This window comes from Bacillus sp. T2.9-1 (assembly GCF_950097965.1).
GTDB classification, from domain to species: Bacteria; Bacillota; Bacilli; order Bacillales; family Cytobacillaceae; genus Niallia; species Niallia hominis.
Window position 1 is genome coordinate 105,376 of sequence record NZ_CATNHG010000108.1, and the last position, 12,317, is coordinate 117,692.

The 12,317-nt window shown below is 35.2% G+C and carries 12 protein-coding genes; 1 reads left to right on the forward strand and 11 read right to left on the reverse strand.

Going from position 1 to position 12,317, the window contains the following annotated elements; genetic code table 11:
* Positions 1-124 precede the first annotated feature (124 nt).
* The 11 genes from QQZ16_RS16155 to QQZ16_RS16205 all read right to left on the reverse strand — a co-directional run bounded on the left by QQZ16_RS16155 (position 125) and on the right by QQZ16_RS16205 (position 11,211).
* Complete coding sequence (locus tag QQZ16_RS16155) at positions 125-1,417, reverse strand: adenylosuccinate synthase (RefSeq protein WP_031535569.1); 1,293 nt, start codon at positions 1,415-1,417, stop codon at positions 125-127.
* A 251-nt stretch (positions 1,418-1,668) separates the two neighbouring features.
* Positions 1,669-3,033 (reverse strand): replicative DNA helicase, encoded by a 1,365-nt coding sequence (gene dnaB / locus QQZ16_RS16160; protein ID WP_031535572.1) that lies wholly within the window; start codon positions 3,031-3,033, stop codon positions 1,669-1,671.
* Between the two features lie 307 nt (positions 3,034-3,340).
* On the reverse strand, positions 3,341-3,790 hold the full coding sequence (gene rplI / locus QQZ16_RS16165; protein ID WP_031535574.1) for a 50S ribosomal protein L9: 450 nt from the start codon (positions 3,788-3,790) through the stop codon (positions 3,341-3,343).
* The gene (locus tag QQZ16_RS16170; RefSeq protein ID WP_031535577.1) at positions 3,787-5,760 is read right to left on the reverse strand and encodes a DHH family phosphoesterase; all 1,974 of its coding nucleotides are present in this window, start codon (positions 5,758-5,760) and stop codon (positions 3,787-3,789) included. Before QQZ16_RS16170 ends, rplI begins: the two co-directional genes overlap by 4 nt.
* A gap of 410 nt (positions 5,761-6,170) precedes the next feature.
* A complete protein-coding gene (rpsR, locus tag QQZ16_RS16175) occupies positions 6,171-6,407 on the reverse strand; it encodes a 30S ribosomal protein S18 (protein ID WP_031535579.1) in 237 nt (78 codons plus the stop codon).
* A gap of 41 nt (positions 6,408-6,448) precedes the next feature.
* Positions 6,449-6,967, reverse strand: a complete 519-nt coding sequence (gene ssb, locus QQZ16_RS16180; RefSeq protein WP_031535581.1) for a single-stranded DNA-binding protein — start codon at positions 6,965-6,967, stop codon at positions 6,449-6,451.
* Between the two features lie 53 nt (positions 6,968-7,020).
* On the reverse strand, positions 7,021-7,311 hold the full coding sequence (gene rpsF / locus QQZ16_RS16185) for a 30S ribosomal protein S6 (protein ID WP_031535583.1): 291 nt from the start codon (positions 7,309-7,311) through the stop codon (positions 7,021-7,023).
* Positions 7,312-7,466: 155 nt separating this feature from the next.
* The gene (locus QQZ16_RS16190) at positions 7,467-8,621 is read right to left on the reverse strand and encodes a glycosyltransferase family 4 protein (RefSeq protein ID WP_031535585.1); all 1,155 of its coding nucleotides are present in this window, start codon (positions 8,619-8,621) and stop codon (positions 7,467-7,469) included.
* 240 nt (positions 8,622-8,861) lie between these two features.
* Positions 8,862-9,962: a redox-regulated ATPase YchF gene (ychF, locus tag QQZ16_RS16195; RefSeq protein ID WP_031535587.1), complete on the reverse strand. Its 1,101-nt coding sequence runs from the start codon at positions 9,960-9,962 to the stop codon at positions 8,862-8,864.
* Between the two features lie 181 nt (positions 9,963-10,143).
* Positions 10,144-10,341 (reverse strand): DUF951 domain-containing protein, encoded by a 198-nt coding sequence (locus QQZ16_RS16200; protein ID WP_031535589.1) that lies wholly within the window; start codon positions 10,339-10,341, stop codon positions 10,144-10,146.
* Positions 10,342-10,359: 18 nt separating this feature from the next.
* On the reverse strand, positions 10,360-11,211 hold the full coding sequence (locus QQZ16_RS16205; protein WP_031535591.1) for a mechanosensitive ion channel family protein: 852 nt from the start codon (positions 11,209-11,211) through the stop codon (positions 10,360-10,362).
* Positions 11,212-11,673: 462 nt separating this feature from the next.
* Between QQZ16_RS16205 and yyaC the strand changes: the two genes are divergently transcribed.
* Complete coding sequence (gene yyaC, locus QQZ16_RS16210) at positions 11,674-12,291, forward strand: spore protease YyaC (protein WP_035416036.1); 618 nt, start codon at positions 11,674-11,676, stop codon at positions 12,289-12,291.
* Positions 12,292-12,317 lie beyond the last annotated feature (26 nt).

Below are 12,317 nucleotides of genomic sequence, written 5' to 3' on the forward strand. Positions count from 1 at the left end.
ACCATTAAGAATAAGTTAATCGTCTCTTTAATTCAAACAAAGTAGTCTGTATTCTCTCATACCCATCTATCTACTTGGAAAAACAAAGGTCGTTCAAAATTTAGAACGACCTTTGTTTTCATGTTTAGATTTGTCTCCAAGGGCTGTGTATAATATTTGTTTGTGTACGATCCGGCCCAACAGAGAACATAGATAATGGAATCCCAGTTAACTGTGATACTCTTTCTAAATAATGACGAGCATTTGCCGGAAGATCGCTTAGTGTTTTACAGCTAGTAATGTCTTCTGTCCAGCCTGGTAGCTCTTCATATACTGGCTCACATTCTGCTAATACTTTTAGGCTTGCTGGGAACTCTTCCATTACTTCCCCTTTGTATTTATAAGCAACACAAATTTTTAACGTTTCAATTCCTGTTAAAACGTCAATGGAATTTAGAGAAAGATCTGTAATACCACTAACACGACGAGCATGTCGAACTACTACACTATCAAACCAGCCAACACGACGTGGTCTACCAGTTGTTGTTCCATATTCACGACCAACTTCTCTAATTTGGTTTCCAATTTCATCATTTAATTCTGTTGGGAAAGGTCCGTCTCCAACTCTTGATGTATAGGCCTTTGATACACCTACAACATGTTTAATTTTAGTAGGCCCAACACCTGAACCAATTGTTACACCTCCAGCTACTGGATTAGAAGAAGTGACAAATGGATAAGTACCTTGGTCAATATCAAGCATTACCCCTTGAGCACCTTCAAAAAGAACTCTGCGTCCATCATCTAATGCATCATTTAATACAACAGAAGTGTCACAAACATATTGCTTAATTTGTTGACCATATTCATAATATTCATTTAAAATATCCTCTAATTTAAAGCCTTCTGTTTCATAGATGCGCTCTAACAGACGATTTTTTTCCACTAAGTTTCTTGCAAGTTTTTCTTCAAATACTTCTCTATCTAATAAATCAGCAATACGGATCCCAATACGTGCAGCTTTATCCATATAAGCTGGTCCAATGCCTTTTTTCGTTGTTCCAATTTTATTAGCACCTTTGCTTTCTTCTTCTACTTCATCTAATTTCAGATGATAAGGAAGAATAACATGCGCACGATTGCTAATTCGTAAGTTATCTGTTGTAACATTACGGTCATGTAAGTACTTTAACTCCGCAATAATTGCTTTTGGATCCACTACCATACCGTTTCCAACAACACTAATTTTTTCTTTATAAAATATCCCAGATGGAATTAAGTGTAATTTATACGTTTCGCCATTAAACTTAATTGTATGTCCTGCATTGTTACCACCTTGATAACGTGCAATCACTTCTGCATTTTCAGATAGAAAATCGGTAATTTTACCTTTTCCTTCGTCTCCCCACTGCGTTCCTACCACCACTACTGATGACATATCCTAGAGCACCTCCACAGGTTTCTATATCTTTTTATTATATCCTTAATCAAACATTCCTATTTTACCAACTTTTTAACATAAAAGTCAACAAAACACGAACAATCTTTTTAATCAATTAAAGTTATGTTCGTAAAAACAGATAAATAAAGATAGTTAATTTTGTAGTATTTGCTCCTATTGATGCATTTATTCATCTAAAAAAAGCATAAAAAAAGATTAGTAGCTTTAAAACTACTAATCTTTTTTTATTAGGCACCTGTCGGCATCGCGCCATCCTCAAAACGCCGTTCTAGATTAACGAATTTATTGTATTCTTTTACAAAGGCTAGCTGTACGGTTCCAGTTGGACCATTACGCTGTTTCGCAATAATGATTTCGATAATATTCTTGCTTTCTGATTCTTTATCATAGTAATCATCACGATATAAGAAGGCTACAATATCCGCATCCTGCTCAATACTTCCTGATTCCCTGATATCGGACATCATCGGACGCTTATCTTGTCTTTGCTCTACACCCCGTGATAACTGAGATAAGGCAATGACAGGCACTTGAAGTTCACGTGCAAGCTGTTTTAAGGAACGAGAAATTTCCGATACCTCTTGCTGTCTATTTTCACCAGCACGGCCACTTCCCAAGATTAGCTGTAAGTAATCAATTAATATCATTCCTAAGCCGTGTTCTTGCTTTAGACGACGGCATTTTGCTCTTATATCTGTAATCTTTACCCCTGGTGTATCATCAATGAAAATACCTGCATTGGACAAGCTTCCCATTGCCATCGTTAGCTTTCCCCAGTCCTCATCTGTTAACGATCCTGTACGTAGACGCTGGGCATCTATATTCCCTTCTGCACATAGCATACGCATGACAAGCTGCTCTGCTCCCATCTCCAAACTAAAAATGGCTACATTTTCACCTGTTTTTACAGCAACATTCTGAGCGATATTTAAGGCAAAGGCCGTTTTACCAACAGATGGTCTTGCTCCAACGATAATTAAGTCATTTCGCTGAAATCCTGCCGTCATTTTATCAAGTTCAGCAAACCCTGTTGCTATCCCTGTAATATCGCCTTTGCGATTATGCATTTCTTCAATATTATCGTATGTTCGAACAAGAACATCTTTGATATTATGAAACGCCCCAGCGTTTTTCCGCTGTGCTACTTCTAAAATATTCTTTTCTGCTTCACTTAATAAAGCTTCTACTTCATCTTCACGTGAATACCCATCTTGGGCAATATTCGTTGCTGTTCGAATTAAACGGCGCAACAATGACTTTTCTTCCACAATTTTTGCATAATATTCTATATTTGCAGCAGTAGGTACCGAAGCAGCCAACTCACTTAAATAGCTGACTCCACCTGTATCCTCCAAATTATTGGTTGCTGCTAACTCTGATGTCACTGTAATTAAATCGACTGCTTTTCCTTCGTCATTTAATTTCAGCATTGTCGTATATATTCTTTGATGTGCGCCTCTATAAAAATCTTCTGGTATAAGGATCTCAGAAGCTAATGTTAAACTTTGTGGTTCAAGGAAAATGGCCCCGAGTACAGCTTGTTCTGCCTCAATATTCTGTGGGGGCATTCGATCATTTAAAACTTCACTCAATCTATAAAACCTCCTTAAAATGAGAGGATATGATAAAAAACATAGCCTAGATTAAAAAAAGCAACAATCTATTTTACAAAAAGAGCTTCCTTCCTGCTAAAGAAAGGTATTTTTGTAACAGCTGTTCCTTTTTCTCTTCTTTCCAATTACCTATTAAAATGATATATCTTTTTATAAAGCTCTAATATTCATCTACATTTTTAGTTAAAAATCAGTCAAACAAAAAATGTGACCAGCTAAACCTGTATCACATTTTCTTAAGCTTATTCTATTTTAACATGTTTAGAGATAAATGGAACTTCCAATATTAGCTTAATTCCTTAACATGTACATTTAAAGTTGCTGAAACCTCATGGTGAAGCTTTACGGGAACCTTTGTCACGCCTAGAGAACGAATAGCATCATTTAATTCAATTTTTCTTTTATCAATTTTAATTTTATGTTTTTTATTTAATTCATCAGCAATTTGCTTACTTGTAATAGATCCAAACAATCTGCCGCCTTCACCAGATTTGGCATGCAGCTCAACTGTTACTTTTTCCAGCTTTTCTTTTAATTCTTTTGCTTTTTCTAGTTCTTCCATCGCTTGTTTCTCTTCTTTTTTCTTTTGAGCATTTAGCGTACTAACTGCTGATGCATTTGCTTCGACAGCCAATCCCTGTTTTAAAAGAAAGTTATGTGCATAACCATCTGCAACGTTTTTCACTTCGCCTTTTTTCCCTTTACCTTTTACATCTTTTAGAAAAATTACTTTCATTCTTTTCTTCTCCCTTCGAAATACTCATCTATTGCTAGCTTTAGTCTTGCTTCTACTTCTTCCATTGGCATATTTGAAAGCTGGGTAGCTGCATTGGTTAAATGGCCTCCACCATGTAAGCTTTCCATAATAATTTGGACATTGATTTCTCCTAAAGAGCGAGCACTTATGCCCATCATTGTTTCTCCTCTAGGAGCTATTACAAACGAGGCAATGATTCCATCCATTGTTAATAAAGTATCTGCTGTTTGTGCAATCAGAACACTATCCACTACTTCGCCTTCTTTGGCAGTGGCTATTGCAATACCCTCTTTATAAAATTGAACATTTTCAATTATTTTCGCTCTTTTCACATAGTTTTCAATGTCCTCTTTGAGAAACTTCTGAACAAGAACTGTATCTGCTCCTTGTCCTCTTAAATAGGACGCTGCATCAAAGGTTCGAGCTCCTGTTCTTAAGGTAAAGCTTTTCGTATCAACAATAATTCCTGCTAACAGAGCTGTTGCTTCTAGCATTTCAATTTTAACACTTTTTGGTTGATATTCTAATAATTCAGTAACAAGTTCAGCAGTTGAAGAAGCATATGGTTCCATATAGACAAGAAGTGGATTCTCAATAAATTCTTCACCTCGTCGATGATGGTCAATTACTACTACATCTTCTATTTTATTCAATAAATGCTCTTCAATCACTAGAGAAGGCTTATGTGTATCAACAACTACTAGCAAAGTATCCCCTGTTGCCATCTCTAAAGCTTGATCAGGTGTAATAAATTTCATAAATAGAGACTCTTGCTTTTTAATTTCTTCTAGCAGCCTTCTAACAGCTGTATCTATTTCCTGAAAATTAATGACGATAAATGCATCTTTTTGATTCATTTGAGCAACTTTATGAATTCCAATTGCTGCGCCAATAGCATCCATGTCAGGATTTTTATGTCCCATTATAATAACTTTGTCACTATCTAAGACTAATTCTTTTAAAGCATGGGAAATAACTCTGGCTCTAACTCTTGTTCGTTTTTCTACTGGATTAGTTTTTCCACCATAGAATTTCACTTTACCATTCGGCTGTTTAATTGCAACCTGATCTCCGCCTCTTCCTAGGGCTAAATCAAGGCTAGATTGCGCAATATTCCCTAGCTCTGGCAAGGAGGATACGCCTGATCCTACCCCAATACTGAGTGTTAAAGGAACATTCTGCTTTGTTGTTAATTCTCTAACATCATCTAATATGGTGAATTTCCCTTTCTCCAAGCTTTGTAAAATATGTTCATTAAAAATAGCAATGAAGCGATCAGAAGATATTCGTTTTAATAATACTCCATTATCTGTAGCCCATTTATTTAAAATGGCAGTAACAGTATTATTGATGCTACTTCTCGTCTGGTCATCCATCCCTTGTGTTAAATCATCATAGTTATCTAAAAAGATAATCGCAATTGCAGTACGTTCATCTTCATAAAGCTTCTCAATTTGCGTTTGCTCTGTAACATCAAAAAAATATAAAAGGCGCTCTTCCACTTTATGAATAACTCGAAATTTCCTTTCATGCAATGTAATGATTTCTGTTTCGACCTCTTGTTTAATTAAGGGGATAATCGATGGTGAAACATCATATAATGACCTTCCAACAAGTGTATCCTCTGCAAAACAAGATGCCAAAAAGGGATTGGTCCATTCAATATAATAGTCATCATTTATAAGCATGATTCCTATCGGCATTTCCATTAGGGCCTCTTCCCCCACCTTTTTGACTCGGTAGGAAAGAGTCGTTATATACTCTTCCGTTTCCTTTCTTTGACGACTTTCTATTCGTAAGATGAAATAAAAAGGGGTAACTAAAAGGACTAACCCAATTAAGGAAAATACCCAGTTATAAAAAGAGAGGATTCCAAGCATGATAATGGTAATACCGATTAAACATATTAATGGATACCGTATGGATCCTTTCTCTAAAAAAGTAGGCAATTTTTCTCCTCCTAAAACTCGTGAGATTTTCACGTAATCCTTGCTATGTATTCTTTATACCTGATACTATTATACCCCATTAAACTAAATTAAAATATAAAAAGGTCTATCCCTCTCTGGTTATCCAAATAATAGAGGATGTAGGACATACATAACGGGAAAGGGTTTGCATCATCACTTAATATTTTACTATCATTCTGATTCTTCTTCAACGAAGTTACTCAGAAGAAATACTAGAATAAAAATAAAGCAGACATCTTTAGGACATAAGCAGTACAAAAAAGAAGCTCTTACAATAATATGTTAGGTATGGTATTGGACAGAAAAAAATGCGACAGAGTGGTTCATTTTCCCGAAATAATACAAAAACCCTATTAAACAAAAGTCTAATAGGGTTTTTTATAGGCTAATTATTCTCCACTAACGTATGGTAGTAAAGCCATAGTACGTGCACGTTTAATAGCAATCGTTAATTTACGTTGGTATTTAGCGCTTGTACCTGTTACACGACGAGGTAAAATTTTACCGCGTTCTGAGATGAATTTTTTTAGTAAATCTACATCTTTATAATCGATTTTAGTGATGCCGTTAGCTGTAAAGTAACATACTTTACGACGTTTAGCACGGCCACCTCTGCGTCCACCCATTGCCATGAGATTAACCTCCTTTTTTGATCATCAAAATTACATTAGAATGGTAAATCATCATCTGAAATATCGATTTGACCGCTATTTGCAAATGGATCTTCATCCACTTTCGTATAATCCTGATTATTTCTATTTGTTTGAGGTCGCTGATTCTGATAATTATTTGATCCTCCAAAAGGATTATCTTGTTCTCTTGAGGCACCATAATTCATGTTGTCACTTCTATTATTAGCAGAGCTGTTTCTAGGTTCTAAGAACTGAACACTTTCTGCTAATACTTCGGTTACATATACACGTTTTCCGTCTTGTCCATCATAGCTACGCGTTTGAATACGACCATCGACACCCGCTAAACTTCCTTTTTTCAAGTAGTTAGCAACGTTTTCTGCTGGTTTTCTCCAAATAACACAGTTAATGAAGTCTGCTTCTCTTTCACCTTGCTGATTTGTAAAGGTACGGTTAACAGCAAGTGTGAACGTTGCAACAGCAACTCCACTTGGTGTATAGCGCAACTCCGGATCCTTAGTTAAACGGCCAACAAGAACTACCCGATTCATCATCAGTTTCAACTCCCTTCCATCTAAAATGTTTCACGTGAAACATTGTTTATATATTATTTTGCTTCATCTTTAACTACGATGTGGCGAATGATATCTTCGTTGATCTTAGCTAAACGAGAGAATTCTTCAACCGCTACTGGTGCAGCGTTAACTTTTACTAATTGATAGTAACCATCGCGGAAATCATTGATTTCATATGCAAGGCGACGTTTACCCCACTCTTTTGATTCTGCTAATTCCGCTCCATTATCTGTAAGAATAGCGTTGAAACGCTCAACAAGTGTTTTCTTAGCCTCATCTTCAATATTTGGACGGATGATGTACATAATTTCGTACTTTTTCATCACTTTCACCTCCTTTTGGTCTAGACGGCCCATAGTTGGGCAAGGAGCAACTATACATTACTCACAAGGTAAAAGTATAGCATACTTCGTTTCAAATAGCAATGTACTAAAAATAATATAAGTTATTACTATTTTATCTTCGTTTAATTAGACTTTTATGCATACTTTTTATTTAATCCTTGTCGGGTTTGAAGTACTTCACAATACTCGCATAACAATCCATCAAAAATTGTGTCCCATGATTGCGTTAACGCATAGATTCTAGCTTCTCTCCCCATGCTCACTCTCATCTTTTCATCAAATAACAATTCGCTAATAGCTTGAAGAAAGCTTTCAGCATTTTGTTTTTTGCATATTCTGCCATTGATATGATCTATGACAAAGTCTTTTACGCCACCCTCATTAGCAACAATTACTGGAGTTCCACAAGCCATTGCTTCTAATACAACATTTCCAAAGGTTTCTGTATAGGATGGGAAAACGAAAAGGTCGGCTCCTGCATATATCCTTGCCAAGTCATCCCCTTTTATATAACCAGTCAATGTAATATTTTGTTGTGACTTTTCCTTTTCTCTCCAAGCCTCCTTATTTGGTCCATCTCCAACTATTAGCCAATGGACTGATTCCTTTATATTCGAGGGCAATTTATCCACGATATCATTTAATGTAGCCAAATCTTTCTCTGGTGCTAATCTCCCTACATACAATAAAATATGGTTTTCTCTGATATGGTACTTCCTTCTAATTTGTTCTTTCGCATCGATGTTTGGCGTGAAAAGTTTAGAATCAATCCCTCTTCCCCAAACTTTTAATTCTCGAAAATCCAATGACTCTAATTTTCTTTGGGTTTCGTTACTGGGAACAAAAATTCTTTCTGTTGATTGATGGAACCATTTTAAATATTTCCATAAAAATGGCTCTAGTAAGGAAGCATGATAATATTTAAGATATTGATCAAAATTAGTGTGATAAGAAGAAACAACTGGGATGTTTAATTTTTTGGCAGCGAATAATCCATACAGTCCCATCATATAAGGTGTAGCCAGATGAATTAGATCTGGTTTAAACTGTTTTAGATTATTTTCTATCTTTCTTGGGTTCGTAATAACTGTCCGGCACTCTGGATAAACAAAAAATGGAAGGCTAGGAAATTGGTTGATATTTGGGTATGTAGTAGAAGATTTATTTTCTGGAGAATATACTTGATAGGAAATTTGCTTTTTTTCCAAATGGTTACTAAGCCTCCTCAACGTCTGTGCAACACCATTCACTTGAGGAAAATAAGTGTCTGTGAAAATGGCAATTTTCAAAAACTCCACTCCCTTTTTATCAAGTTAATTATAGCTATTCCTAGCTTACCATTGCCATGCTTGGATAGTTTTAAAGAATTGTAAAAAGAGTGTACATTATTATTTACAAAAAAACACGCATTAAAAGATTTATTAGCACCATAAATGTACTAAAGTAATCTTTGTTATGCGTGTTGTTCTAATTCATGGGGCTGTTTTCGTAAAGTTTGTTGCTACAATTCACAGCGCCTTAATTTTTCCTTATACGTTAAAACGGAAATGGATAATATCGCCGTCTCTAACTATATATTCTTTACCTTCTAAACGAACTTTACCAGCTTCTTTTGCAGCAACCATATTGCCACTTGCTAATAAATCATCATATGAAACAGTTTCCGCACGGATAAAGCCTCTTTCAAAATCAGAATGAATAATTCCTGCACATTGTGGTGCTTTCATCCCTTGTACAAATGTCCATGCACGAACTTCTTGAACGCCTGCTGTAAAGTAAGTAGCTAATCCAAGAAGATGGTATGCTGCACGAATTAACTGATCTAAACCAGATTCTTCGATTCCAAGCTCTTGCAGGAACATTTCCTTTTCTTCTCCTTCAAGCTCTGCAATCTCTTCTTCAATTTTCGCACAGATGACAATTACTTCAGCACCTTCATTTGCAGCAAAATCCTTTACACGTTTTACATATTCATTATTCGCTGCATCTGCGATTTCATCCTCGCCTACATTCGCAACATATAATACAGGCTTAATTGTTAAAAGATGTAGTCCTTTAGCAATTTTCGCCTGTTCTTCTGTAAACTCAACCGTTCTTGCTGGTTTTTCTTCTTCAAAAGCAGCCTTTAGTAATTCTAATACTTCTAATTCAGCAACAGCTTCTTTATCTTTTTGCTTCGCCATTTTTCCAACTCGGCCAATTCTTTTCTCTACTGATTCTAAATCAGCAAGAATTAATTCTAAGTTGATTGTTTCTATATCAGAAATGGGGTCTACTTTTCCTGATACATGGGTAATGTTATCATCTGCAAAACAACGTACTACTTGGCAGATAGCATCTACTTCACGAATATGAGATAAAAACTTATTGCCAAGACCTTCCCCTTTACTTGCCCCTTTTACAATTCCGGCAATATCTGTAAATTCAAAAGTTGTAGGTACTGTTTTTTTCGGTTGTACTAATTCTGTTAATTTTGTTAAACGTTGATCTGGTACTTCTACAATTCCAACGTTTGGATCAATTGTACAGAACGGATAGTTCGCTGATTCTGCACCTGCTTGTGTAATTGCATTAAACAATGTAGATTTACCAACGTTAGGCAAACCAACTATTCCAGCAGTTAACGCCATTATGCCACTCCCTTATATAAACTATCTATCTCCATCGTACAAAATAGAAAGTAATTTCATTATTATTCTAAACCTTTAACAATTATAGTTTTAACGAGGGAAAAAGACAAGTAGTGTTCCTTTTCCTCGAACCAAAAAAGACAACAACTATCTTTATTTGCTGTCTTTCCGATAAAAAGTACTATTCTTCATGCTTTACTAAAACTTTTTTCATTTTCCTTGCAAACTCTCTTCTTGGAATGAGAACACTATGTTCACATCCTTCACATTTAATTCGGATATCCATCCCTAACCGAATTATTTTCCAGCGATTTGTACCGCAAGGATGGGCTTTTTTCATCTCAACTACATCATTTAGACCAAACTCTTTCTGTTCCATATTTCCTCCTTGAACAAACTATTGTGGTTGTGAATACATGACTAATTTTGGGAAAGGACTCTCAATACCATTTTCATCTAGACCATTCTTTATTTCTTTTCTTAAAATCCTTGCGATGGCATGGTGCTTCATTGGCAATGTTTCTGCAACTATACGAATAATAACCTCTGATGCTTGGATATTTTGTACACCTAATAATTCTGGAACACCGACAATATCCTCATATTGCTCTGGTAGTTTTTCAATCAATTCCTGTATAACCTTTTCTGCCCGATTAATATCACCTTGATAGGCAATACTTACATCTACAATTGCTTTACTATTGTTTATAGAAAAATTAGTTACTTCTATAATGCTTCCATTAGGAATAATATTCACTTCTCCTGTAAAGCCTTTGATTTTTGTTGTCCTTAATCCAATCTCTTCTACTACTCCCTCGTATGTCCCAATACGTACTTGGTCTCCGACAGAAAATTGATCTTCAAAGATAATAAAGAATCCTGTAATAATGTCTTTAACAAGGCTTTGGGCACCAAAACCTACCGCAAGGCCAACAATTCCCGCTCCTGCTAACAAGGCCTTAACGTCAATATTAAAAACAGATAACGCCATCATGATTGCCATAAAATAAACGACATAAGTAATTGTATTTTCCAAAAGTTTAATTAATGTTGCTTCTCTTCTCTCTGATACGCGTAAGGAAGTATGAGTTCTTACTTTAAATATATTTCGTACCGCTGCTTTTCCAATTCTAATAATCATTCCACTAATTAGAAATATAAGTACAATCTTTAATGCCCCAAACCCAAGACTACTCCAAAAATTCTCATTCATGAGATTATCTATACCTTCTTTTATATTCTCATCCATCTAGACACCTCTAAATATAAACTTCTACTAAATTATCTTCCTTTTTTTCTCTGTTCATACAACATAATTTACGTATTAATGCTCTATGTTTTATGGAATGAAAATAATGCTAACTATTTTTCTATTTTACTCTTTAACAGCCTTCATATTGGGTAAGTTTATTTTAACAGTTTTTCTACATGCTTTGTAGTAGTAAGCACCCTAATAAATGCAGGACTTTTGCCCTTATTATAATGGATTATCCGCTTACTGTATCACTCTTTTTTCCTTTATTTTTATGTATATGTATAGAATTTGTCTCTTTTCCATATACTGAATACTACAATTATTCTGCATAAAAATATCTCATGGTTCGATAGATTTCCATCTTAATTGATAGGTACTTAACAGAATCTAACTGATCACGATAATTGCTTTCTTTATAGATTTTATCGAATCTTAAATGATAAAGGAGTAGATTCAATGACCTTATATTCCAGCCTTTTCGAAAAAAACGAACTTCCCATTAGAATAGCACATGATGAACAGTTAGCAGCTTTTAAAATTGCCGATTCATTATCTAAACATTTACCATCTGTTTCTGTTACTCGACCAATTGTCTTTGTTTGTATTGGAACCGATCGTTCTACTGGAGATTCATTAGGTCCGCTTATTGGAACTCTATTAAGTGAAAAGAATATATCTCCTTTTCATGTCTATGGAACATTAGACGAACCAATTCATGCACTTAATTTAGAAGATAAATTAAAGGAAATACATGAAAAACATCATAATCCTTATATTATCGGAATAGATGCCTGTCTAGGCAGAATGAAAAGCGTTGGTGTAATTCAAATAGGAGATGGACCTGTTAAACCAGGAAGCGGCGTAAAAAAAGAGCTTCCTCCTGTTGGAAATATTCATATTACGGGAATTGTTAATATAAGCGGATTTATGGAATTTCTAGTTCTTCAGAATACTAGATTAAGCCTAGTATTGAATATGGCAAAAATCATTTCAAAGGGTATTTATCATACCAGTCTTCGATATATGCATTCTGCAAAATTAGAGGAATACGAAATCAAAGAAGAACCTGTATAACTAATTCCAATCTTATGGTATACAAT